The organism is Streptomyces sp. NPDC000878, assembly GCF_053599695.1.
Genome location: NZ_JBSFMT010000006.1, coordinates 44,051 through 67,778, shown reverse-complemented (window position 1 = coordinate 67,778; position 23,728 = coordinate 44,051). Strand labels below are relative to the sequence as shown.

Genomic DNA, 23,728 nt, shown 5'->3' with positions numbered 1-23,728 from the left:
GTCACGCACCCTGCGTCACGCGCCCCGCGTCAGCTCTTGCGTGCCGCCGACGGCCGGCTGCCACCGCCCGTCACCGCTCCGGCGACTCCCTGCACGCTCTCCAGTACGCCGACCAGGTTGGCGACCAGTTCGGAGAGCTGGGCGATCTGCCGTGGCAGTGCCGCCAGCCCCTCCGCCATGTCGGCCGCTCCCGACACGGCGGACGCGGCCCCGCCCGCCACCTGTCCGAGCGCGGCCAACGGATTCGCGCCCCCGCCGCCGAGCGCGGCCAGCGGGTTGCCCGCGCCCGCCATGCCGCCCAGTGCGGCGAGCGGATTCGCGCCCCCGGCCGCGAGTGCGGCGAGGGGGTTCGGAGCCGCGCCGGTGAGGGCGGCCAGGGGGTTGGGGGCGGCGCCCGTCAGCGCGGCGAGCGGGTTGGCGGCGCCGACTCCGGCGGCGGTGGCCGCGTTCGCCAGGGCCGCCACGGGATTGGCGACCCCGCCGAGTGCCGAGAGCGCGCTGACGGTGCGCAGCACGTCCCCGGGCAGTCCGTTCAGCGCCTGGTAGGGATTCGCCGCGGTGAGCCAGTCCACGGCATGGGAGTCGTCGCTCCTTCGGTCGAGAATGTCGTCGAAGGCCTTCTTCGTACTGTCGGCGATATCGCCGATGAAGTCCTTGATCGTGTCCTGAGTATTGTTCCTGCTCACTGCAACTGCCTTCCCTGTCGACTCAACTCCCGTAATCCGGAAGTCGTTCACAAGAGGCCGGACGTGAACCGAGGATGAATTCGGCCGTCCGTCACCTGGGATGTGCCGCGACCCCGTCCAGCGTCTGGGCGCACACGAGCCGCAGCCGTGCCCGTCCCCGCGTGAACGCACCCTCGGCCGCCTTCAGTGAGATCTGGTGCATACGGGCGAACTCCATCGTGGAGATGCCGTCGGCGCGGGCCAGCATGACCTGGCGCTCACGGCCCCGCAGCTGCTGGACCTGGCGCAGCAGCCAGCGTCCGAAGTCCTCGTCGCACACGTCCTCGTCCGGCAGCTCGGGCCTGCTGACGTGCGCGGTACGGCCCACGAGGCGCCGTCTGCGCTCCTGTTCGCGGTAGTGGTCGACGCACAGCCGCAGCGCGACCGAGGTCAGAAAGGGCCCGATCCGCTCCCGGTCGAGATTGTCGTGGGCCGCCGCCCGCAGCATCGCCTCCTGGACGCAGTCCTCCGCGTCCTGAGCGGTCGGGAGCCGCCGGCGGACCAGCCGCATCAGCCGTTCCCGATGGACGGCGATCTCTTCCCAGATTGCTAACTCATCCGCGCAGTCTTCCGAATTCATGCAGTACACGGCCCCGAAATATTCCCGTTCCCCGACTCGACGGGAAAGGACTGTCCGGGTCAACTCATCGACAAACCGAGCAGATTGCGCGCCACTCGTCCGAATGGAAAACGAAAGAACCGGCTCCGGACCACGCCACATCGTGCTATAAAAATCCGTACTGCTGCCGGATCGGCCAATTTCCGCAGAAACGTCACATCAAGTCCAGGGTAAATGAATTACCCCCGGCAGCATACCCATCTCGGCCACGGGGGAACTTAACTCGCCAATACCGGCCGACCTGCTTTCGCCCCGCAGGTCAGCCCTCGGTCGCCGCGGCGGCCTGTTTGATGGCCTCGCGGATCCGGCAGTAGGTGCCGCAGCGGCAGACGTTCTCGATCCGGTCGATGTCCGCGTCCGTCGGTTCGGACGTCTGTCGGAGCAGCGCCGCCGCGGCCATGATCTGCCCCGGCTGGCAGAAGCCGCACTGGGCCACGTCCTGGTCGAGCCAGGCCTGTTGGACGGGGTGCAGGGTGTCGCCGTCGGCCAGTCCCTCGATGGTGGTGACCCTGCGGTCCGCGCAGTCGGCGACGGGGACGACACAGGGCTGGATCTCCGCGCCGTCGAGATGGCTGGTGCAGGCGCGGCAGACCCCCACCCCGCAGCCGTACTTGGGGCCGGTCACGTGCAGCAGGTCGCGCAGCACCCACAGCAGCGGCATGTCGGCCGGGGCCTCGACGGTGACCGGCTTGCCGTTGAGGACGAAGGTGTAGCGGGGCATCAGTACCTCTCGGGGGCGGAGTTGGAGCCGGAGTCGACGGCCGTTCAGAAGTTGAGGGGGAAGCGGCGGGGTTTGGTGCCCGTGGCCCGGGCGTAAGCGTTGGCGACCGCGCCCGCCGCGGCCGGCACCCCGAGTTCTCCGGCTCCGCCGGGCTCGCCCTTCGACGGCATGATGTGCGCCTCGAAGTGGAGGGGGGCGTGCCGTTGGCGGGCGTAGTGGAAGTCGGCGAAGCTGCCCTCGCGGACGGCGCCCCGGTCGATGTGGAGGCCGGCCCGCAGGACGGTGGAGATGCCGTCGATCGTGGTGCCCATGAGCTGGGCCTCAAGTCCGCGTGGGTTCACGGCCGTTCCGACGTCGGCCGCCATCACCGCCCTGGTGACGCGGGGGTTCTTCGGGTCGGTGGCGTCGATCTCGATCAGGCAGGCCACACAGGAGCCGTACTCCTCGTGGACGGCCATGCCCTGTCCGTGTCCGGCCGGCAGGGTCCGTCCCCAACTCCCGGCGGACGCCGCCTTGTCGAGTACGGCGCGTACGGCCTTGCTGCGGAGTGTGGTGCGCCGGAAGGCGACCGGGTCCTTGCCGAGGCTGCGGGCGATCTCGTCGACCATGATCTCCTCGACGGTCCGGGTCGTCCCGGAGTCCACCGACCGCCAGGCGCCCAGCGGTATCGCGGCCAGCTCCACGCCGCCCGAATCCCCGTCGAGCCGCCCGAAGTTGTAGAGCCCGCTGTCGCTGGGCAGCGGTCCCGCCTCCCGGACGCGCCCCGCCCGCGCGGCCATGGGCCTCGCACCGCCCTCCGCGGCGAGGCCCTCGTACGACTCGCTCACCGAGGCCGTCGAGTGGACGAAGGCCACCACTCGACCGCCCGTGTGGCTGGCTCGGATCCGGTGGTGGGTGGCCGGGCGCATCTGGCCGTGGCGCAGGTCGTCGCTGCGGCTCCACATCAGCTTGACCGGTCGGCGGGCCGCTTTGGAGACGAGGGCGGCTTCGAGTGCGAAGTCGTAGTTCAGGCGCCGTCCGAACGAGCCGCCGCCCCGCATGACATGGACCTTGACCTTGGACGCCGGGAGTCCGACCGCCGCGGCGACGGCGTCCCGGGCGTCCATCGGTGTCTGGGTGGAGAACCACAGTTCGGCGCGGTCCGCGCGGACGTCGGCCACCGTGGTCAGCACCTCCATCGGGGCGTGGCTGACGAACGCGAACTCGAACTCGCCCGTCACCTGCGTCGATCCGCTCGGCGCGGTACCCAGCGGGGGGACGGCGGCGCGCAGCCGGGCTCTGATGGCCGCGTCGGAGAGCGCGGCCAGCGGGCCGGGGGCCCAGGTGATCCGCAGGGCGTCGCGGGCCTGGAAGGCGTGGTGGAAGGTGTCGGCGACCACGGCGACTCCGCCCGCGACCCGGACGACCGCGCGGACGCCGGGCATGGCGCGGGCCGCCCTGTCGTCGAGCGTGCGGATCTTCCCGCCGAGCGTCGGCGGCCGGGCCACCACGGTCGGCTTCGCGCCGGGCACCCTCAGGTCACCGGCGTACTGCGCCTTGCCGGTGACGAGGTCCCGGGCGTCGATCCGGGTCGTCGGTTTCCCGATCACCTTGTGCCGGGAGGCCGGTTTGGGCCTGCTGGACACGGCCGGGCGGGTGACCTGCGCGGCGGTCGCGGTCAGCGAGCCGTAGGTGGCCGTACGGCCGTCCGGTGCGACCACCATGGTGTCGCGGGTGCGGAGCGTGCGCGCGGGGAGCCGCCAGCGCCGGGCGGCTGCGGTCACCAGGCGGGCCCGCGCTGGCGGCCAGCGCCCGGGCCGGACCGTACAGCGAGCTGACCGAACTCGAACCGCCGGTGTACTGGCTGCCCTTGGTGCGGGCGTCGGCGAGCGGGATGTCGACGTCGGCGAGGCGGGCGTCCAGTTCCTCGGCGATCATCATGGCGACCGCGGTGGTGACTCCCTGGCCGACCTCGACGCGCGGCAGCCGGACGACGACCCGGTTCGCCGCAGTGACCTCCAGGACGAGCATCTCGTCGTCGGTACCGGTCACCACGACACCCGACCGCGCCCCGGCCTCCGCGGTGGAGCGGTCGGCGCCCTCGGCCGGGGACGTGTCGCAGCCGATCGGCGCGGCCACGGTCAGGGTGGTGGCGGCCAGCGAGTAGACCATGAACCTCCGACGGGACCACTGCCGTTCCATCGCCACCCCTGTCGATTCCTGTCGATTGCCGCTACCGCCCGCCGGTCTCCGACGGGTCGTCGCCGCGCCCGCTGTCGGTGCGTCTCCTGTGTATGAGGGGTCGGGAGCCTTCGTGGTTGCGTGCCCGGTCCACGACGGTCCCCCCGGGCGGCTGGAAGCCTCCCCCCAGGTGGCTGGAGTGTCCGGGGATGGCGTTCTACCGGGGCTTTCGCCGCTCTAAGGTCGGGGGACGACTTCGACGGCAAGGCGGAACGTGTGTGATCCGGGTAGTGGTGGTGGACGACGAGGCCCTGGTGCGGTCCGGTTTCCAGCTGATCCTGAGCGCGGCCGACGACATCGAGGTCGTCGCGACCACGGCGGGCGCAGGCGCGGTCGACACCGTACGGAGGGAGCGCCCCGATGTCGTCCTGCTGGACATCCGGATGCCGGACGTCGACGGTCTGACCGTGCTGCGGGAGGTACGGGAGCTGCCGGAGCCCCCGGTGGTGGCGATGCTGACGACGTTCGACGCCGACGAGTACATCCTGACCGCCCTGCGTTCCGGCGCCGCCGGCTTCCTGCTGAAGGACACCGAACCGGACCAACTCGCGCAGCTGGTACGGAGCTTGGCGGCGGGCGGGGTCGTCATGTCGCCGAAGGCCTCCCGTGCCGTCTGGCAGAGTCACCCCGGTTCCGGCGCCCGCGCCGAGGATCCCGGGGCCGCCCGGGTGGGCCGGCTCAGTGAGCGTGAGCGCGAGGTTCTGGTGCTGGTCGCGGAGGGGTTGTCCAACGCCGACATCGGCACGCGTATCCATCTGAGCGCGGGCACGGTCAAGGACCATGTCAGCGCGATCCTCACCAAGCTGAGGGTGAGCAGCCGGGTCCAGGCGGCGCTGCTCGCCCAGCGCGCCGGGCTGCTGGACGGGCCGTTCGGCGAGGGGCTCCGGCCGGAGTCCGGGCGGTGAGCGCGGCCGACGCCCGCCCGGCCTGGTGGGCGCGGGTCCCGGACCGGGGCGTCGATGCCGTTGTCGTCGCCGTCGCGGCCGTGGACGCGTTGATCAGCCTGTTCGGTGAGTCGCCCGCCTCGGTCGCGGCCTCCGTGCTGGCCTGCGGGGCACTGGTGTTCCGTCGGCGGTTCCCGCTGGTGGTCTTCCTGCTGACCCTGCCCGCGAGCCTGATGCTGGACATCGTGTTCGCCCCGTTCGCCGCGCTGTTCACGCTCGCCGAACAGTCCCGGGACCGCCGTCTGCTCGCTCTCTGCGCCCTGCTGTTCGCGATGGCGTCGGCCGCGCCCTGGCCGCTGGACGACCTGTCCTCGCACGACCGTGCCTGGACCGTCGTCTCCTTCTTCTACACCCTGGCCTCCGCCGCCGCCCCGGTCCTCCTGGGCCAACTGCTCCAGGCCCGGCGGGACTTGTCCGGGCGGCTCGTCGAGATCGAGGAGGCGCGGGAGCACGAACGGCTGCTGCACTCCCAGGCCGTGCTGGCCCGGGAACGCGCCCAACTGGCCCGGGAGATGCACGACGTCGTCTCCCACCAGGTCAGCCTGATCGCCGTACAGGCCGGAGCACTCCAAGTCGCCGCGAAGGACCCGGAGTTCAGGGAGGGCGCCCGGACGATCCGGGCTCTCAGCGTCGACACCCTGGACGAACTCCGCCATATGGTCACCCTGTTGCGGGCCTCGGGCGGCAAGGCCACCGAACTGACCCCGCAGCCCACGCTGGCCGACCTCCACCGGCTCGTCACGACGAGCGGTATCGAGACCGAGCTGACCGGTGAACTGCCCCCGGACATCGGCACCCCGGCCCAGCGCGCCGTCTACCGGACCGTGCAGGAGGCCCTCACCAACGTCCGCAAGCACGCTCCCGGTGCCCGTGCGACGGTCCAGCTGTGGCGTGCCCCGGACGACGCCGGATTCGGCGTGACCGTCACCAACACTCCCCCGACCCGCCCGTCCCTGCCCCTGCCCGGCTCCCACCAGGGCCTCGTCGGCCTCCAGGAACGTGCCGAACTCCTCCACGGCACCTTCCGGTCGGGGCCCACCGGCGACGGCGGCTACCAGGTCAGGCTCAGGATCCCGGTCGGCTCGGCCCAGTAGAGCCGATCAGGGCGGTGTCGGTGCCGACGGGACCGAAGGCGTTCGCGCCGCCCGGGGTGCCGAGCGGGGTGTCGCGGCCCGGCAGGGGTTCGTCGAAGAAGCGGCGGTTGTCGGTGCGGTGCTCGGGGTCGGCGAGACGGTCGACGGCGATCGCCTGTTCGGGGCAGGCCGTCTCGCAGGCGCCGCAGTCGATGCATTCGGCCGGGTTGATGTAGAGCTTGCGCTCACCCTCGTAGATGCAGTCGACCGGGCACTCCTCGACGCAGGACCGGTCCATGATGTCGACGCAGGCCGGGCCGATGACGTAGGCCATGTCAGTTCTCCTTCTCTTTCTCTGTCGAGTGGCCGGGGAACAGCGCCGCGTCCGGGTCGATGACGGTGGCGGCGTTGTTGACGGCGGTGGCGACCTCGCCGAAGCCGACGGAGATCAGCCGCACCTTGCCCGGGTAGTCGGTGATGTCCCCGGCGGCGTAGACGCGGGGCAGGTTGGTGGCCATCCGGGTGTCGACGGCGATCCGCCGGGCCTGGAGGGTCAGCCCCCACTCCGTCAGGGGGCCGAGGTCGGCGAGGAAGCCGAGCGCGGCGACGACCGTGCGCGCCGGGAGCAGCCGGGTGGCCTTGGTGGTGCGGTGGCGGACCTCGACCTGTTCGACGTACGCGTCCCCGTGCAGGGCGCTCACCTCGCAGTCGGTGATGATCTCGATGCCGAGGGCGCGGACCTTGTCGACACTCGCGCGGTGGGCCCGGAAGCGGTCGGTGCGGTGCACCAGGCGTACGGAGCGGGCGAGCGGGGCGAGGGTCGCGGCCCAGTCGAAGGCGCTGTCGCCGCCGCCGACGACCACGACGTCGTGGCCGGTGTGCGCGGCGGGGTCCGGCACGAAGTAGACCTGCCCGCGGCCGAGGTAGTCCTCGCCCGCCGGGAGCGCCCGGGGCGTGAAGGTGCCCACGCCGCCGGTGATGACGACCGCGCCGGCCCGGACCGTGCTCCCCCGGTCGCCGCGCACGACCGGTCGGCCGTCGGGGCCGTGGGCCAGGGTCACCGCGCGCTCGCCGAGGAGGTAGCGGGGGCCGTACGGCTCGGCCTGGGCGACGAGGTTGGCCACCAGGTCACGGCCGCGTACGGCCGGGAAGCCGGCGATGTCGAAGATGGGCTTCTCGGGGTACATGGCGCTGATCTGGCCGCCGCACTGGGGCAGGACGTCGATGACCGCCACGCTGAGGCCACGGAAGCCCGCGTAGTAGGCGCCGTACAGGCCCGCGGGCCCGGCGCCGACGATCAGGATGTCCGTCTCGATCGTGCGCGACTCGTCCGTAGTCGTCGGCAGGTCGGTGAGAACGCTCATGGTCCCGGACGGTACGAGCGGTTCACGGTCCGGTCCCACGGGATCGGTCCGGTGAGCAGGACGACCCGCTTATCGGACCGGGTACCGTGCTGGGAACGTCTGCGGTACGAGATTTCCGGCCATGCACGGGAGTACGACATGCGGACAGCAGCCAGAATCGGACTCAGTACCAGGAGCGCCCTGACCGTCGCCTGTGCGGCGCTGCTCCTCACCACGGCCTGTACGGCCGGGACGACCGACTCGACGGGGGTGTCGGCGGCGGGGAAACCGACCGTGCGCCTCGCCCTCGGTGTCGACGCCTCGTACGCCCCCATCTTTCTGGCCGTGGAGCGCGGCATGTTCGCGGAGGCGGGCGTCAACGTCGAGCTGGTGAAGACGGAGGGCGGCCCGGCGGCGTCCGAGGCGGTGACGGCGGGCACCGCGCAGATCGGGCTCAACTCCGACTCCACCGCCCTGCCACTGATGGTGACCAACCCCGATCTGCGGGCCCTGGGCGTCTTCCAGTCCTCGGACCGCTACCTCAAGGTCGTCCTGCGCGACGGCATCGACTCCCCGAAGCAGATAAAGACGATGGCGTCGATCGGCGGCCTCGGCCTCTACTCGACGCACCGGTATCTGCTGCACAACGGCATCGACCCCGACTCCGTGAAGATCGTGGAGAGTTCACCGCCGGAGATCCCCGGCCTGCTGGAGCAGGGCTCGATCGACGCCTACATCCTGTACGAGCCGTGGGCGGCCCGGGGCGACGCGGCGGGCGGTCACATCGCAGGGCGCATCGGCGACTTCGGGGTGCGGTACGTCCAGTGGCTGCTGGCCGACCAGAGCTGGCTCAAGGACAACGAGGACGTCGCCGGCAAGATCTTCAAGGTGGTGGCCGAGGCCGACAAGCTCGTCACCGACGATCCCGCCGCCGCGGCGAAGGCCTCCAACGCGCAGGTCAAGCTGCCCGAGGACCAGACGGTGAAGGTCCTGCCGGAGATCACCTTCGCCGCGCGCGGCATCAACGACTCGGATCTCACCGAGTCGAAGAAGATCGTCGACTTCTTCCTCCAGCAGAAGCTGCTCAAGAAGTCACCGGACCTGAAGACCAGCCTGCTCAAGGGCTGGTACGAGCAGCACGCCAGGTGAGTTCGACGCTTCCCGTGACGCAGGGGGCGCCGTCCTCCTTGAGCACGGCGGCGTCGAGCGTGACCCGGGCTCCCTCGTCGCAGGGCTCCACCGTGCGTACCGTCGCGGTCCAGGTGAGCTGCTCACCGGCCACGGCGGTGGCCCGGTTGCGCCAGCTCACCGACTCCAGTTTCGCTTCCGGTCCGGCCCAGTCGAGGACGTGCCGGGTGAGGGTCTCGCCGTGCAGGGTGGACTGGACGACGACGTCCGGGAAGCCCTCGGTGGCGGCGAACGCGGCGTCGTAGTGGATGCGGTGGGAGTTCCAGGAGACGGCGCTGAAGCGGAACAGTTGCAGGTGGCTGTGGTGATAGGTGTGCGGTGGGCAGGTCTGTCCCGCGGTAGGAGCGGTCATGCGGCGGCTCCACCGGCGGGGCGGGGGTCGCCTTCCGCGGGTGCGTCGGGCAGGTCGAGGTCCAGTACGACGATCGTCTCGTCCATGGCCATGAGTTCGGCTCCGTCCACTGTGTCTTCCGCTGTGAAGCGGGTCGTGATGCCGAGCAGGACGAACTCGCCGGACCGGCCGCTGCGGTGGTCGGCCGAGGTGATGGCCCGTTCCGCGGTGACCCGGGTGCCCGCGAGCACCGGTCCGCCGAGCCGGACCGACTGGCCGCCGTGCACATGGCGTACGGGCAGTCCGTCGGTGCAGGGTGCTTCCCGGGCGGCGAGTCCGTCGCGTTGCAGGGCGTCCTCGGTCGGGCCGTCCTGCCAGCTCAGCGTCCCGGCGAGGAAGAGCGGCGGGGCGACGACGGGCTCCCCGGCGGCCTCCTGGGCACGGGCGCGGCGGATGTAGTCGTCGTCGTTGAGGGAGGCCGCGTACCGGCAGAAGTCCTTGACGGCCAGGACACCGCAGTCCTCGTGCTCCCACTCCCCGATCAGCTTCCGGGCTCTGCCGAGCACCTCCTCCAGTGCCGCGCTCACCGCAGCGACCTGCTGATGCCGAGGGCCGCCGCGCGCAGCGCGACCGCGTGGCCGGGCGGATCCATCCGGTAGGTGGGCGCGGTGATGGACAGCGCGCCCACCAGGGTGTCCTGGCGGCTGAAGACGGGCACGGCCATGCTCGTGTAGCCGAGGCGGATCTCCTCGGCCTCGGTGGCGATGCGCTCCGCCCGGATACGTTCCACCTGGGCGCGCAGCCGGCCGGGCGAGGTCACCGTGTGGCGGGTGAAGGGCTTCAGGCCGTTTCTGACCACCTCGGCGAACAGGGCGGGCGGGGAGAAGGCGAGGATCGCCTTGCCGGTGGCCGTGCAGTACAGCGGGAGCCGGCCCGCCACCCGGGACTCCTGGTTCAGCCCGCGGTGCGGGAAGAGTTTCTCCAGGTAGACGACGTCGAGGCTGTCGTGGATGGCGAAGTGGATGGTCTCCTGGGTGGCCAGCAGCAGGTCCTCCATGTACGGCTGGGCCACCTCGCGCAGGATGCGCTGCCGGTGCACGCGCTGGCCGATCTCGAACAGACGCAGCCCGAGCCGGTAGTCGCAGCCCGCGCGTTCCAGGAGCCCCCACATCACCAGTTCCTGGGCGAGCCGGTGCACGGTTGCCTTGGCGACGCCGGTGCGGCGGACCAGTTCGGCGAGGGAGAGGCTGTCGTCCTCGGCGGTGAACGCCTCCAGGATCGGCCTGACCTTGCCCAGGACCGAGTTCATGGGGTCCGGGCCGGGGTCCGCGTCCCGGGGAACGGCCGACGGGATGCCCGACGGGAAGTTCGGCGAGATGTCGGACGGGGTGTGCGACGGGGTGGTGGCGGTCACGGTCATGGGGAGTACCTCCCGGTCGGTCGTTGCCCTCCGGAGAACGGAACCACGGCCTCATGGACGCTGGCCATGGTCAGGTGTTAATTCACGGTGACCCGGAGCCCGTCAACGCGCCGTGTCGAGGAAGGCCAGGCTGAGCGGGTTGTAGAGGTCCGCCTTCTCGTGCTGGGGCCAGTGCCCGCACTCGTTGAAGATCTCCAGACGGGCCCCGGGGATGGCGGCGGCGATGGCCTCTGCCTCCGGGACGTCACCGAACGGGTTCTTGTTGGCCCACACCACGAGCGTGGGTGCCTTGATCCTGGCCATGCGGTCCGGCCGGAGCAGATTGCGTTCGCGGGTGTCGACCTCCTGGAGGGCCAGCAGGTTGTGCAGGTTCCGCTGGAAGTCGGGCTGATGGTAGATCTCGTACCGCACCTCGGTCAGCTCGTTGCCGAGGTCGTCGTCCCACTCGGCCCACAGGAGGCGCAGCCGGTCCCGGGTGAGGGCGATGTCGTCCTCCAGGGCGGCGGCGCGCGTCGAGGCCTTGAGCCGTTCCATCACCGCCGGGTTGATCTTCGTGCCGCCCATGCAGAGCAGTTGCAGCGAGGCGACCCGGTCCGGGTACTCGCTCGCCGCCCAGGACGACACCCAGCCGCCCAGCGACTCGCCGACCAGGTGGACGCGTTCGGCGCCGACCGCGTCGAGGTACGCCATCAGGTGCTCGACGTACGCCGGGATCTCACCGGGCCGGTCGGGCTTGCCGGTGTAGCCGTGGCCGAGCATGTCGACGGCGTGGCAGCGGTAGCCGGCCGAGGCGTGCACCGGGATGTTCTTGACGAACGCCTCCAGGTGGCCGGTCGTGCCGTGCAGGAACACGACGTGCTCGCCGTCCTCAGGTCCCGCCTGAAGGGCGCGCGTCCTGATGTCGCCGGTCTCGACATACGCGTGCCGGTAGTCGATGCCCGACAGTGCGGTCCAGATGCTCATCGCTGCCTCTCCTCGGTGTGTACGGGGTCCAGGACGGCGACCGCCATCCCGGTGAGCCACTCGGGCATGGGCTCGTACGCCAGGCGCCGGCCGGGGGCGTGGTCGAGCAGGGCCGTCATCAGCAGCCAGGTGCGGATCTCCTGGGCGCCGTTGCCGGCCGTCTTCTCCACGTCCTCGGTGGTCAGTTCGGTGACGCGGTGGGTCTCACCGCGCTCGACGAGGGACAGGAACTCGTCGTCCCATCCGGGGTTGAGCGCGGCCTCGGCGGCGCGGATGATCTCGCGGCGCCGGACGTCGTAGTCCTGCCAGTTGGTGCGGCCGTCGAGCCAGGCGCCGACCATGAACTCCTCGTCGTCGCCGTGCGGTTCGCGCCAGTCGGGCCAGGGCAGCCGATGCGAGAGCCCGCCGGAACCGATGACGGCGACCCGGCGGTCACCGGGGAACGCCAGCACGGCTTCCCGGATCGCGCGCCCGAGTTGTTCGCAGCGGTCCAGGGTCGGCAGCGGAGGGGCGAAGACGTTGATCACGATCGGTACGAGTTCCACGTCCAGTCCGTCGAGGAGGTACTGGACGGCGTGCGACTGGCCGTGGTCGATCTGGAGCCGGGCGGAGAAGGCCGCGTCGAAACGGCCGCCCTCCACAAGGGAGTTGGCGAGGTGCCGGGCGAGCGGCACGTCCACCGGCAGCGGGCCCTTCGGGGTGCCGGACTCGCCGCTCGCGACGCACTCACGGACGCCGATGGTGAAGCTGGGGATCAGGTCCAGCCAGAAGCCGCGGAAGTGGTTGGAGCCGACGAGGATCACCGTGTCGGGCCGGGCGGCGGCGAGTTCGTCGCGCGCGGCCTTCAGCGCGTCGCGGAAGCGCTCGGCGCGGTCCTTGTGAACGGTCTGCTCCCAGTGGGTGTTCATCAGCGTGCTGTGCGAGGCGCCCACGCCCAGGACGATCTCGGTCATACCGCTTCCTCCAGCTCGGCGCGGGTCCGGGTGACGGTGTCGACCGCCGTACGGACCAGATGCCGCGTCAGCTTCTCCATGGCCCGTACGGAGACGGTGTTCATGCCCCGCGCGAAGTCGATCTCGAAGGGCGCGTCGGCGACCTTCGGCATGCCGACCCGGACGGTGGGGATGCCCCGGCCGCGCAGGATGTTGGCGTCGGTGGCCCCGCTGTTGCCCGCGATCACCTCGTGCTCCCGGCCCTCGAAGGCGGCCCAACTCGCCTTGGCCGTACGGCAGATCCAGCTGTCGGGGTCGGTGCGGGTGCTGGGGATCGTGAGGATCATCTCGGTGCTGACGTCGATTCCCGGCAGCTTCTCCCGTACGGCGTCGATCGCCGCGGCGAACTCCCGCTTGGCCCGCATCGGCGTCGTGTCGGGGCCGATCCGCAGGTCGACTCTCAGGGTGCAGACGGCCGGAGTGACGGCGGCCATGCGGGGCCAGCCGCCGCGTACGGAGGAGACGATGCCCTGCGGGGCGACCGTGCCGCCGGTGTGCCGCTCGGCGTACTCGGCGAACCACTCCTCCAGGTACCGGACGACCTCGCCGGCGCGGGCGATGGCGTTGTCGTACGGGAGGCGGTGGCGGGAGCCGACATAGGTGTGCGTGCCGCGGACGGTGACCTCGAACCAGACGAGGCCGACCTCGTCCCAGGAGACCGTCCAGCCGGGCTTGGCGATGACCGCGTAGTCGGTCCACACGCCCTGTTCCAGGAGGAACGAACAGCCCACGCCCTGGCCGGTGTTGAGCCTCGCACTGCCCGGTCGCGCGTTGGTGGGCATGCCTCCCGCTCCGAACGCGGCGACCAGGTCGCCGGTGAGCGGGAGGCCGGCGCGGGCGATCGCCTCGGCCGCCATCATCACGCAGGCCGCGTGACCCTTGGGGTTGGAGGCACCGAGGCCGGTCACCAAGTCGCCCTGGACAGTGGCCCGGGGGCGCATGTCGTCCCTCAACTCCGGGCCGATCCAGGGCAGATCCTCGCTCTCCTCGCCCACGGTCAGGGTGTCGATCGGTGCGTAGAGCATGAGGTCGGGGCCGGTGCCGTCGCCGGGGAGGCGGGCGTGGGCGTTGGCCTGCCGGTCGTCCAGCGGCTGGACCCTGGCATCGCATCCCGAGGTCTTGAGCGTCTCGGCGATGTGGGTGGCGAGCGGGGCCTCGTCTCCGGTCGGGCTCGGGATGTCGACGAGGCCGGTGATCAGGTCGCGCAGCCGGTCGCCGGTGATGTGCCGCCAGGCCTCCTCGGTCCAGGCGCGGCGGCGGGTGTCGAGGCCCGCGAGGCCATCGGCGCTCATTGGTTGATCCTGTGGACCTGGGTCATGGTGGTGCGCGCGAAGCGCTTCTTGGCCAGGGGGAGCCCGATGGCTATCGCGGCCCCGGCCAGCAGGGTGAGCAGGGTACGCACGCTCACGCCTCCTTCTCGGCGGATTCGGCGGATTCGGCGCCCGTCGCGGCCAGTTTCTTGCCGTACTCCTCCTCGCTGAGATTCCGCCAGGCGGTCAGCGAGATGTCGGGGCGGTAGAGCTTCTCCGGGGGCGCGTCGGTGACGTCGACCATCCAGGCGTCCTGACCCGAGAACTGACCGTGGAACAGCCAGCGGATGGCGCCCAGGTACTTGGCGTAGAAGCGGAGGGTCTGCCAGCCCTCGGTGAAGTTGACCATCACGCCGACGTAGTTGTGGTGGTCGGCGTCGACGGGGATGTAGAACTCGTAGTGGATGAAGTTGGGGTAGGCGATGCGCAGGATGCCGGGCATCGCCAGGGACGCGAAGCCGGGGAACTCCTGGGCCTCGATCGTCGGGTTGACGCTGTCCGCCTTGCCGGTGTTGCCGATGTTGAAGGTTTCCTTCGGCGGCCGGTACTTCCACCAGCGCTTGTTGGACCAGTGGCCCACACCGGGGAAGTCGGCCTCCCAGTACACCTCGTCCTGGACCCGGAAGATCCAGCGGCCCTTGGGCACGATCCGGGTGATGTTCCAGGTGGGCATCGGCTTGAAAAGGCGCCAAAGGGCCGTGCGGTGCAGGTACTTGGCGTGGCCCTCGTCGAAGCCGTTCTCGCAGGCGAAGCGCCAGTTGCCGCCGCGCGGCTCGATCCGGCCGCCCATCACGAAGCCGTTGCCGACGAGTTCCTCGGGCAGCTGGGTGTCGATGGGGTGGGGTTCCTCGTCGGCGAGGGGGATGTACACCCACACCATGCCGAGGCGCTCCTCGACGGCGTACGTCCGTACCTCGACCTTGCCGGTCAGCCGGCAGCCGGGGCCGTCGGTGATGACCGCGGCCAGCTTGCCGGTGGGCAGATCGAACGTCCAGCCGTGGTATGGGCAGCTGACGGTGCCGGGGAACTGCTGGTCGCCCTCGGAGAGCGGTACGCCCCGGTGGGGGCAGCGGTTGTGCAGCGCGTACGCCTTGCCCGCGTCCCGGATCAGCGTGATCTTCTCGCCGCAGATCGTGAACGGGAGCGGTTTCTCCGTGATGTGGCTGGCCCAGGTGACCGGATACCAGTACCCGCGGAAGCCCGACCCTGCGGCGTCGTAGTGGGGCCACGTCGACCAGTCCTGCCGGCCCGGCGCTCCCGTCGCCGTGCGCTTCGCCCGGCCCGTCCTGCGGGGGGCGAGCGATCCTCCACCCGTCGTCTCACCCGTCGTCATCGTGCGTGACCTCCTGCTGGCGTCTGCTGCCGTCGGGACATGGCGTCGAGCATCGGCCGTGGCGCCGGGTCCGCCAACGGACCCGTTCCGCTGAACAGACCGCACGCCCCGGTCACCCGGCGTCCCGTTCAGCGGACCCGCACCCGTGCGCGTGTGCGGCGCCCTGACCTACATTTCGACCTCCCGGGGCCCGCACCCCGCCGATGACCTGTCGAACACCCGGTGGTCAGCCACCGGCAGACGAAGGGATCGTGATGACGAAGGCCATGGAGGCCGAACCGACGCGCGCCCCGGCAGCGGGCAGGCGCGGTGCGGCCGTTCGCGTCGAGGGGGTCGACATCCGGTTCGGCTCCTTCCACGCCGTACGGGACGTGTCGCTCGACATCGCCGCCGGAGAGTTCCTGTGCCTGCTCGGGCCGAGCGGGTGCGGCAAGTCCACCCTGCTGTCCGCGCTGGCCGGGTTCGTCGCCCCGCACGACGGCAGCCTCACCGTCGACGGCGCCCCGGTGACCGGACCCGACCCGGAACTCGGGATGGTGTTCCAGAGCAGCGAGGCCCTCTTCGACTGGCTGACGGTCCGCCAGAACGTGGCGTTCGGGCCCCGGATGCGCGGGAGTTCACGTGCCGAGCAGTCGGCACTCGCCGACGAGTACCTGGGCCTGGTCGGGCTGCGGCACTGCGCGGACAAGTTCCCGGGCCAGTTGTCGGGCGGTATGCGGCAGCGCGTGCAGATCGCGCGGGTGCTGGCCAACCGGCCGAGCGTCGTGCTGATGGACGAGCCGTTCGGGGCACTGGACGCGCAGACCCGGCAGGTGATGCAGGAGGAGATGGACCGTATCCGGCGGGTGTCGGGCTGCACGGTCGTGTTCGTCACGCACGACATCGACGAGGCGATCCTCCTCGCCGACCGGATCGCCGTGATGACGGCGGGCCCGGCCGCGTCGATCAAGTCGGTCTATCCGGTGGACCTGCCCAGGCCCCGGGACGTCACCGACCCGTCCGCCGCCGAACTGCGCCACCGCCTCCGCCAGGACATCGGCGAAGAGGTGCGCAAGGCCCTGCGCGACCAGGGGCTCGCCCTTGAGGAGGACCTGTGACCACCGCCACCCTCGACACCGCTCCGAAGCAGCGCGTCGAACGCCGTCCGGCGGGCGCGGCCCGGCTGGGCCTGCGTACGGCAGGCCTCTATGTCGTGTCCGTGCTGCTCGGCATCGCCGTCTGGCAGTTGCTGGCGACGCACTACGGCCCCTCGCTCGTGGCGTCCCCCCGGGAGACCCTGTCGGCGGCCGGCGATCTGGCTGCCGACGGCACACTCACCAACTCGGTCATCGCGTCGAGCCGCCGGATCCTGATCGGCTGGGGGCTCGGGCTCCTTGTGGGCGTACCGGTCGGGCTGCTCATCGGGCAGATCCGGATCGTGCGCCAACTCCTGGAGCCCTACATCGAGTTCTTCCGGTTCATCCCGCCGGTCGCCTTCGTGACCCTGGCGGTGGTGTGGCTGGGCATCGGCGAGTCGTCGAAGGTCGTGCTGATCTTCTACACGTCGGTCTTCATCGTCATCCTCAACACCAGTGCCGGGGTGATGGCGGTGAGCGAGTCGAAGCTGCGGGCCGCCGCGAGCCTGGGCGCCGGCCGCCGTCAGATCCTGACCGGGATCGTGCTGCCGTCGACGGTGCCGCACATCGTCACCGGGGCACGCCTGGCGATGGGCAACAGCTTCCTGACCATCGTCTCGGCGGAGATCGTCGCCGCCCAGGTGGGGCTCGGCTCGCTGATCTGGACCTCCCGCAACTACGGCCGCATCGACTGGGTCTTCGTCGGGATCATCACCCTGGGCATCCTCGGGTTCGTCTTCGACCGCGTGCTGCGGATCGTCGCGTCCCGCGTCCTGCGTCGATACGGAGTGAAGCTGTGAGCGGCGAGTATGCAACGGCGGACACGTCACGCGCCCTGGTCCTGGAGGAGTTCGGCTCCCTGCCCCGGCTGGTCGAGCGGCCGATGCCCTCGCCCGCGCCCGGCCAGACGGTCGTACGGATGCTGGCGGCGCAGGTGGGCCACCTCGATCTCAACATCGTCGACGGGAGGTTCGGGATCCTGCCCGACCTTCCGGTGGTGCCGGGCACCAACGGCAGCGGGATCGTGCTGAGTTCGGACACGCATCCCGAGGGGAGCCTGGTCAGGGTCAACGGCAAGGGGGTGGGGCTGCGGCGGGACGGCTGCTGGGCGGAGCACGTCGTGGTGCCGGACGCGGCCGTGAAGGCGGTGCCCGCGGGCACGGACCCCGCGCTGGCGTGCGGTTTCTTCTCCCCGGCCGGCACGGCCTGGGCGGCCGTGCACTCCGTCGCCGCCGTACGGCCGGGCGAGCGGGTTCTGGTGACCGGGGCGGCCGGTGCGGTGGGTTCCCTGACGGTGCAGGTCGCGGCGCGGGCCGGGGCCGAGGTGATCGGCGTGGTCGGCCGGCCGGCGAAGCTGGACCATGTGCCCCCGTCCGCCAAGGCGGTGCTGGCAGCCGAGTTGTCCCCCGAGTCGGTGGGCGGGCCGATCGACGCGCTCATCGACACCGTCGGCGGGCCCGTCCTGCGGGACGCCCTCGATCTGGTGCGCCCGCGCGGACGTGCCGTCCTCGTCGGCTACACCGCCGGGCGCGAATTCGGCGTGGATCTCGCGGACTTCCTGCTGGCCGACGTGTCGCTGCTGCCCGTGAACCTGATGACACGCGGCCGGGAGGTCGCCGCCGACGCCGAACGGCTGCTGGCGGAGCTGAGTTCGGGCGAACTGACCCTGCCCATCGAACGCCACTCCCCCGAGCGGCTCGCCGAGGCGGTGACCCGGCTGCGCAGCGGCGAGGCCATCGGCAAGGTCGTCCTCGAACTGGGCTGAACACGCCCGCAGTTGACCAACCGCCCTTTGACCAATGGCCCGTTGAGCGGACCCGTTCCCTTGGGCGGACGGCGCTCCCACCGGACGATCGGAGCATGGATCACATGGACGTCATGGACCTCATGGACATTCAGGCCCCGCCGAAGGGTGCCTACGCGGCGGCGGACGGCGTCGACTACCACTACATCGAACTCGGCGAACCCGGGGGCAGCCCCACGGTCTTCCTGCACGGCGGCGGCCCCGGCTGCACCGGCTGGTCGGACTTCGGCCAGGTGGCGCCGCTGTTCGCCGAGGACCGCCGGTGCTTCCTGGTCGACATCCTGCAGTACGGCAAGTCCGCGAAACCCGTCATCGAGGGCCCGATGTGGGACTACCACGCCGCGAAGACGGTGGCCCTGCTGGACTCCCTCGGCGTGGAGCGCGCCGACTTCGTCTGCAACTCCTGGGGCGGCACGATCGCCCTCAACCTGGCAGCCAAGTACCCCGAGCGCGTACGGTCGTTGGTGATCACCGGCAGCATGCCCGTCTTCTACGGCCCGCTCGCCCCGCTCCCGGAGGGCGGTCGCCGTGGCCGCAACGCCCGCGACGTCTACTACGGCGGCACCGGCCCGTCCCGGCAGAAGATGCGGGAGCTGATCGCCCGCCTGGAGTGGTACGACGCGGACGCCGTCCCCGAGGGCACGGTGACCCTGCGCTACGAGCAGAGCCTCGACCCCGAGGAGACGGCACTCGCCGGGGCGTCGGACAACCCGCGCGGCGACTGGCAGGACCTGACCGCCGAACTCGGCCGCATCACCGCGCCGGTGCTCTTCCTGTGGGGGATGCACGACGCCTTCCTGACCCCGGACTATCCGCTGATGCTGGCGCGCATGATCCCGAAGGGGAACCTGTATGTGATGAGCGAGGTCTCCCACCACCCGCAGGAGGAACGGCCGTACGACTACCACGCGGTCGTGACAGGCTTCCTGAACCAGCGCCACGGCTGAGGTCGGAGAGGCGGAGGAGACGTGACCGCATGCGAAAGCGGGACAGTCCCGCGTGTCATCGAGCTGACCAGCCCCTTCACCCGCTTCGCCGGCCGGCTGCTGGTCGGCCTCGGCTACGAGGTGGTGCTGGTGGAGCCCCCGGAGGGCGACCCCGACCGGCACGGACCCGACGGCCACGACTTCGCCCACTGGCACGCAGGCAAACGCTCGGTGACCCTCGACCGGGGCACCCCCGAGGGCACGGACGCCCTGCGTCGGCTGCTGGCGGGCGCCGACGCCGTCCTCGACGGGACGGCGGGCGGGGTGCGGACGCTCGCCGAGGGGCTCGATCACCTCGTACACGTCCGGGTCACCCCGTTCGGTCTCGTCGGGCCGCGCAGCGACTGGCAGGGCGGCGATCTCGTGGTGGCCGCGACGGGCGGGATGCTCGCCCAGGTCGGCGACCCCGACGGCCCGCCGCTGCGGCTGCCCGAGAACCAGGCGGAGCACCTCGCGGGCGTCAACGCGGCGATCGCCGTCCTGCTGGGTCTACGGGCGCGTCGCCGGGGGCCGGGCCAGCTGATCGACGTCTCCGCGCAGGCGTGCGTCGCCGCGGCCCTGGAGGCGGGCGCCCTCGCCTATCTGCACGAGGACCGGGTGCCGCCCCGCCCGGGACGCGTGCACCCGCTCGTCCCGCACGGGCTGTTCCGGGCCGCCGACGGCTACCTGGGCGGCGGGCTCGGCGGCAGCCCGCGCATGTGGGACGCGCTGCTGGCCTGGCTGGTCGAGGAGGACTCGGCGGCCGACCTCACGGAACCGAGATGGCAGGACCCCGTCGAGCGCAAGACCCACCAGGCGCACGTCTTCAAGGTCGTCCAGGATTTCATCGGCAGGTGGCCCAAGGCGGAGTTCGCGGAGCGGGCCCAGTCCCGGAAGCTGCCGTGGGCGGCCGTTGACCTGCCCGCCGAACTGCCGGACAACCCCCAGCTCACCGCGCGCGGCTTCTTCACGGAGGTGGAGGGCCGCACCGACCTGGGCTTCCCGTTCGCGTTCCCGGAGGGCCACCGGATCAGCTCGCTGGCCGTGCCGGGCCCGGGCGCCGACCAGCCACTACTGGACGAGCCGCGCACGGTACGAGCGGTCGTCGCCGACTCCCCCACCCTGGCCGCCCTGGACGGCGTACGGGTCCTGGACCTGACCTGGGTGCTGGCCGGCCCGTACTGCACGAAGGTCCTGGCCGACCACGGCGCCGACGTCATCAAGGTCGAGTCCGCCGGGCGTCCCGACCCCACCCGGTTCGCGCCCTTCATGCACCTCTCGCGCGGCCCGCACACGGACCCGGACACCAACGGCTACTTCAACGAGGTCAACCGGAACAAGCGCGGTATCGCGCTGGACACCCGGACCGAGGAGGGCGTGGCGGTGCTGCGCGACCTCGTCGCCAACTGCGACGTCCTCGTCGAGAACTTCAGCGCCTCGGTCATGAAGAAGCTCGGCCTCGGCTACGAGACGTTGCGCGAGATCAACCCCGGCATCGTCTACGTGAGCATGTCGGGCATGGGCCACACCGGTCCGCGCGCCGACTGGGTGTCGTACGCCGACACGGTCTCGGCGGCCGGCGGGCTGACCGGACTCACCGGCTGGGGACCGGACGACGTCGTGGGCGTCATCTACGGCCACGGGGACATCGTCGCGGGCCTCCAGGGCGCGCTGGCCACGGTCGCCGCGCTGGAGCACCGGGCCGAGACCGGCCGGGGACAGCACATCGACCTGTCCCAACTGGAGGCGATCGCCGCCCACATGGGCACGAGCGTCCTCACCTCCGCACGGTCGCCGATGGGCAACTCGCACCCCCGCTGGAGTCCGCAGGGCGTGTACCGGAGCCTGGGCGCGGACCGCTGGCTGGCGGTCAGTGTGCGCTCGGACGAGGAGTGGGCGGGCCTGTGCGAGGTGATCGGGCGTCTCGAACTCGCCTCCGACGCACGGCTGTCGACGGCCGAGGGGCGCCGGAAGGAGAGCGCCCTGGTCGACGGTGTCCTCGGCGAGTGGGCGCGCACCCTGCCCGCCGACGCCGCCGCCGAGCTGTTGCAGGAGCGCGGGGTGCCCGCCGGGGCGGTGCAGGACGGGCGTGAACTCGTCGAGCACGACCCGCAGTTGAGAGCACGCGGCTTCTACGTCCGGGTCGAGCACCCGGCCGCGGGCGCCTTCCTCCAGGAGGGCGTGCCGATCCGGCTCACCCGGACACCGGGCGGAATCCGCAGACCCGCTCCCCTGCTCGGCGCGGACACCGAGGAGGTGCTGAGGGAGGTGGCGGGCATCTCGCCCGAGCGGTTGCAACTGCTGTACCAGGCCGGGGTGTTGCGTTGATCTCGACCCTGCCGGAACTCGTCGACGCGGCGGCCGGCACGTTCGGCGACCGGGTCTTCCTGCGCATCGGGGACACGACACGGACGTACGCCGAGACCCGCGAGGCCACGGCCACGATGGCCGGAGCACTCGCCGCACAGGGCTGCCGGCCCGGCGACCGGATCGCGGCCCTGCTGTCCAACCGGATCGAGCTGGTCGACCTGGTCCTCGGCTGCGCCTGGCTGGGCGCGGTCGTGGTGCCGTTGAACACCGCGCTGCGGGGGCGCTCCCTACGGCACGTACTGGACGAGGCGCGGCCTCGATTCCTGTACGCCGAGCCCGAGTTGGCGCTCCTCGCGGTCGAGGCGGGACACCGGGGCGTGGTGTGGACGGCGGGCGAGGCGGATGTCCCCGCGCCCGGTGTCACCGCCCCGCTCCCGCCTGCCCCGGTCCGACCGGAGGACACAGCCGCCGTCCTCTTCACCTCGGGCACCACGGGGACGTCACGCGGAGTCCGCTGCCCCCAGGGCCAGTTCGTCCACTGGGGCCTCAATGTGGCGGACGCACTGCGCCTCACCGCCGACGACACGCTCCACACCGCCCTCCCCCTGTTCCACACCAACGCCCTCAACACTCTGGCGCAGGCGATGACGGTGGGCGCGAGCTGCACGGTCGAGGCCCGCTTCTCCGCCTCGCGGTACTGGTCGCGGGTGACGGACTCCGGTGCCACGGTCGTCCATCTGCTCGGCGCGATGGCGTCCATGCTCCTCGCGCAGCCGCCGGGGCCGTACGACCGCGCCCACCGGGTGCGGTGCGGTCTGTCCCCGGCGACCCCGGCCGCCGCCTGGGAGGCCTTCCGGGAGCGCTTCGGTGTCACCCTCGTCGACGGGTTCGGGTCCACGGAGACGAACCTCGTCCTCGGGTCCACGCCCGAGGAGTACCGGCCCGGGTACATGGGCACCCTGCGCGAGGGCTTCTCCGCGCAGGTCGTGGACGAAGACCTGGCACCGGTCGCGGACGGGACACCCGGCGAACTCCTCGTCCGCAGCCACCGGTTGAACGCCTTCTCGACCGGCTATCTGGACGGCCCCGCACTGCCCTCCGACTCCTGGCGCCGCACCGGCGACCGGGTGATCCGTGAACCCGACGGCTGGTACCGCTTCGTCGACCGCATCAAGGACGTCATCCGCCGCCGGGGCGAGAACATCTCCTCCGGCGAGGTCGAGTCGGTGGTCCGCTCCCATCCGGCGGTCGCCGAGGCCGCCGCGTTCCCGGTCCCCTCCGAACTGGCCGAGGACGAGGTGATGGTCGCGGTGGTGGTCCGGGCGGGCGGCGCACTGGATCCGGCGGATCTGGCCCGGCACTGCGCGCGGGAGCTGCCCGCGTTCGCCGTGCCCCGGTACGTCGAGACGGTGGCGGAACTGCCGCTCACCGAGACCGGCAAGATCCGCAAGGCCGTGCTGCGGGAGCGCGGTGTGACGGCCGGCACCTGGGACCGCGTCGGGGGCCACCCCGGATGACACCCGAAGTGGCCCCGCGCGTCGCAGTGCGGCTCACTCCGGGCCGGCCCCGCGTGCCTTGAGCCAGGCCACGCTGTCGGCGACCAGGTCGAAGATGTCCGCCCCTTCGGCGATCCCGTCCGCCTCGATGATGTGCGCACGGATCGAGTCCCGGCCGGCGTCGAGGGCGTCGGCCAGCGCCACCGTGCCCCGGCCGGCCGCGACCTGCGGCTCGCCGCGGACCGCCGGTCCGTCCTTCACATGGACCAGTCGCACCCGTTCGCCGAGCCTGGCGACCACCTCGGCGGGCACCTGACCGGCGGTCTGCGCCCAGTACAGGTCGACCTCGGCGACGACCGACGGGTCGAGGGCGTCCCAGAGCGCGTCGTAGCCGTAGCGGCCGTCGTCGAGCCGGGTCCACTCCCATTCGTGGTTGTGGTAGCCGACCCGCAGACCGTGCGTGGCCGCCGCCTTGGCCAGGGCGTTCAACCGGTCGGCGTACCGGAGCACTCCGTCCGTGGAGACCAGGGCGTCCCGGGTGAATCCGGGGAGCGCGTCCGGGGTGGAGGCGATGGCGACGGGGGCGCCCAGCTCGGCCAGCTCCTCGAAGAACCAGCCGGGGTCCTCCGCGTCCGGGAGCCGGGCGTGGGTGGAGGACACCGTCAGTCCGGCGGCGTCGATGTCGGCCTTCAGGGCGCGGGCCTCGGCGAGGCGTGCGGCCCGGTCCAGGTCGCTGCGGCCCAGCCGGAAGGGCTCGACCGTGGTCACGCCGAGTCCGGCGACCCTGGCGAGCGCGGCGGGACGGTCCGCCAGGACGTCCATCAGGGTGTACAGCTGCAGACCGATGGCGGGCATG

The 23,728-nt window shown here is 71.6% G+C and carries 22 protein-coding genes and 1 pseudogene; 9 read left to right on the top strand and 14 right to left on the bottom strand.

Translation table 11 applies throughout. From position 1 onward, the window contains the following. Nucleotides 1–29 precede the first annotated feature (29 nt). The 4 genes and pseudogenes from ACWDR4_RS08020 to ACWDR4_RS08005 all read right to left on the bottom strand — a co-directional run bounded on the left by ACWDR4_RS08020 (nt 30) and on the right by ACWDR4_RS08005 (nt 4,216). A complete protein-coding gene (locus ACWDR4_RS08020) occupies nt 30–686 on the bottom strand; it encodes a hypothetical protein (protein ID WP_450405334.1) in 657 nt (218 codons plus the stop codon). 91 nt (nt 687–777) lie between these two features. After that, nucleotides 778–1,305 (bottom strand): RNA polymerase sigma factor, encoded by a 528-nt coding sequence (locus ACWDR4_RS08015; RefSeq protein ID WP_450405332.1) that lies wholly within the window; start codon nt 1,303–1,305, stop codon nt 778–780. Nucleotides 1,306–1,603: 298 nt separating this feature from the next. Then, nucleotides 1,604–2,065: a (2Fe-2S)-binding protein gene (locus tag ACWDR4_RS08010; RefSeq protein ID WP_450405329.1), complete on the bottom strand. Its 462-nt coding sequence runs from the start codon at nt 2,063–2,065 to the stop codon at nt 1,604–1,606. A gap of 44 nt (nt 2,066–2,109) precedes the next feature. Beyond that, nucleotides 2,110–4,216: pseudogene (locus ACWDR4_RS08005) on the bottom strand (molybdopterin cofactor-binding domain-containing protein). Nucleotides 4,217–4,503: 287 nt separating this feature from the next. On the opposite strand from ACWDR4_RS08005, the gene ACWDR4_RS08000 reads away from it, so the two are divergent. Next, complete coding sequence (locus tag ACWDR4_RS08000; RefSeq protein ID WP_450405326.1) at nt 4,504–5,190, top strand: response regulator; 687 nt, start codon at nt 4,504–4,506, stop codon at nt 5,188–5,190. Next, nucleotides 5,187–6,323 carry a sensor histidine kinase gene (locus tag ACWDR4_RS07995; protein ID WP_450405323.1) on the top strand — a complete coding sequence of 379 codons (1,137 nt, stop codon included), beginning with the start codon at nt 5,187–5,189 and terminating at the stop codon, nt 6,321–6,323. Before ACWDR4_RS08000 ends, ACWDR4_RS07995 begins: the two co-directional genes overlap by 4 nt. Here the strand turns inward: ACWDR4_RS07995 and fdxA are convergent. Both fdxA and ACWDR4_RS07985 read right to left on the bottom strand, forming a co-directional pair. After that, nucleotides 6,295–6,636 carry a ferredoxin gene (gene fdxA, locus ACWDR4_RS07990; RefSeq protein WP_450405321.1) on the bottom strand — a complete coding sequence of 114 codons (342 nt, stop codon included), beginning with the start codon at nt 6,634–6,636 and terminating at the stop codon, nt 6,295–6,297. The two genes, ACWDR4_RS07995 and fdxA, sit on opposite strands and share 29 nt — an antisense overlap. A gap of 1 nt (nt 6,637) precedes the next feature. Continuing rightward, nucleotides 6,638–7,666, bottom strand: a complete 1,029-nt coding sequence (locus ACWDR4_RS07985) for an NAD(P)/FAD-dependent oxidoreductase (protein WP_450405318.1) — start codon at nt 7,664–7,666, stop codon at nt 6,638–6,640. Between the two features lie 138 nt (nt 7,667–7,804). Here ACWDR4_RS07985 and ACWDR4_RS07980 point away from each other — a divergent pair, with 138 nt between their 5' ends. Further along, nucleotides 7,805–8,794, top strand: a complete 990-nt coding sequence (locus tag ACWDR4_RS07980) for an ABC transporter substrate-binding protein (protein WP_450405315.1) — start codon at nt 7,805–7,807, stop codon at nt 8,792–8,794. Here the strand turns inward: ACWDR4_RS07980 and ACWDR4_RS07975 are convergent. From ACWDR4_RS07975 to ACWDR4_RS07945, 7 genes are all read right to left on the bottom strand, one after another. Then, entirely contained in the window at nt 8,763–9,185 is a 423-nt protein-coding gene (locus tag ACWDR4_RS07975) for an acyl dehydratase (protein WP_450405313.1), read from the bottom strand. The two genes, ACWDR4_RS07980 and ACWDR4_RS07975, sit on opposite strands and share 32 nt — an antisense overlap. After that, nucleotides 9,182–9,751 carry an FAS1-like dehydratase domain-containing protein gene (locus tag ACWDR4_RS07970; RefSeq protein ID WP_450405310.1) on the bottom strand — a complete coding sequence of 190 codons (570 nt, stop codon included), beginning with the start codon at nt 9,749–9,751 and terminating at the stop codon, nt 9,182–9,184. The genes ACWDR4_RS07975 and ACWDR4_RS07970 overlap by 4 nt, the downstream gene beginning before the upstream one ends. Further along, nucleotides 9,748–10,584, bottom strand: coding sequence for an IclR family transcriptional regulator (locus ACWDR4_RS07965; RefSeq protein ID WP_450405308.1), 837 nt, complete (start codon nt 10,582–10,584; stop codon nt 9,748–9,750). The genes ACWDR4_RS07970 and ACWDR4_RS07965 overlap by 4 nt, the downstream gene beginning before the upstream one ends. A 102-nt stretch (nt 10,585–10,686) precedes the next feature. Next, complete coding sequence (locus ACWDR4_RS07960; protein WP_450405305.1) at nt 10,687–11,547, bottom strand: alpha/beta fold hydrolase; 861 nt, start codon at nt 11,545–11,547, stop codon at nt 10,687–10,689. Continuing rightward, the gene (locus ACWDR4_RS07955; RefSeq protein WP_450405302.1) at nt 11,544–12,500 is read right to left on the bottom strand and encodes a DODA-type extradiol aromatic ring-opening family dioxygenase; all 957 of its coding nucleotides are present in this window, start codon (nt 12,498–12,500) and stop codon (nt 11,544–11,546) included. The genes ACWDR4_RS07960 and ACWDR4_RS07955 overlap by 4 nt, the downstream gene beginning before the upstream one ends. Next, nucleotides 12,497–13,831 carry a M20 family metallopeptidase gene (locus ACWDR4_RS07950; protein WP_450405299.1) on the bottom strand — a complete coding sequence of 445 codons (1,335 nt, stop codon included), beginning with the start codon at nt 13,829–13,831 and terminating at the stop codon, nt 12,497–12,499. The genes ACWDR4_RS07955 and ACWDR4_RS07950 overlap by 4 nt, the downstream gene beginning before the upstream one ends. A 112-nt stretch (nt 13,832–13,943) precedes the next feature. Next, entirely contained in the window at nt 13,944–15,182 is a 1,239-nt protein-coding gene (locus tag ACWDR4_RS07945) for an aromatic ring-hydroxylating oxygenase subunit alpha (protein WP_450405296.1), read from the bottom strand. A 254-nt stretch (nt 15,183–15,436) separates the two neighbouring features. Here ACWDR4_RS07945 and ACWDR4_RS07940 point away from each other — a divergent pair, with 254 nt between their 5' ends. From ACWDR4_RS07940 to ACWDR4_RS07915, 6 genes are all read left to right on the top strand, one after another. Then, complete coding sequence (locus tag ACWDR4_RS07940; RefSeq protein ID WP_450405293.1) at nt 15,437–16,279, top strand: ABC transporter ATP-binding protein; 843 nt, start codon at nt 15,437–15,439, stop codon at nt 16,277–16,279. Continuing rightward, nucleotides 16,276–17,097: an ABC transporter permease gene (locus ACWDR4_RS07935; protein ID WP_450405291.1), complete on the top strand. Its 822-nt coding sequence runs from the start codon at nt 16,276–16,278 to the stop codon at nt 17,095–17,097. The genes ACWDR4_RS07940 and ACWDR4_RS07935 overlap by 4 nt, the downstream gene beginning before the upstream one ends. Next, a complete protein-coding gene (locus ACWDR4_RS07930) occupies nt 17,094–18,062 on the top strand; it encodes a quinone oxidoreductase family protein (RefSeq protein ID WP_450405288.1) in 969 nt (322 codons plus the stop codon). Before ACWDR4_RS07935 ends, ACWDR4_RS07930 begins: the two co-directional genes overlap by 4 nt. A 113-nt stretch (nt 18,063–18,175) precedes the next feature. Beyond that, nucleotides 18,176–19,048 carry an alpha/beta fold hydrolase gene (locus ACWDR4_RS07925; RefSeq protein WP_450405714.1) on the top strand — a complete coding sequence of 291 codons (873 nt, stop codon included), beginning with the start codon at nt 18,176–18,178 and terminating at the stop codon, nt 19,046–19,048. Between the two features lie 21 nt (nt 19,049–19,069). After that, the gene (locus ACWDR4_RS07920) at nt 19,070–21,394 is read left to right on the top strand and encodes a CoA transferase (RefSeq protein WP_450405286.1); all 2,325 of its coding nucleotides are present in this window, start codon (nt 19,070–19,072) and stop codon (nt 21,392–21,394) included. Then, a complete protein-coding gene (locus ACWDR4_RS07915) occupies nt 21,391–22,893 on the top strand; it encodes an AMP-binding protein (protein ID WP_450405284.1) in 1,503 nt (500 codons plus the stop codon). The genes ACWDR4_RS07920 and ACWDR4_RS07915 overlap by 4 nt, the downstream gene beginning before the upstream one ends. A 33-nt stretch (nt 22,894–22,926) precedes the next feature. On the opposite strand, the gene ACWDR4_RS07910 is transcribed toward ACWDR4_RS07915, so the two are convergent. Further along, entirely contained in the window at nt 22,927–23,727 is an 801-nt protein-coding gene (locus ACWDR4_RS07910; protein ID WP_450405281.1) for a sugar phosphate isomerase/epimerase family protein, read from the bottom strand. Between the last annotated feature and the right edge of the window lies 1 nt (nt 23,728).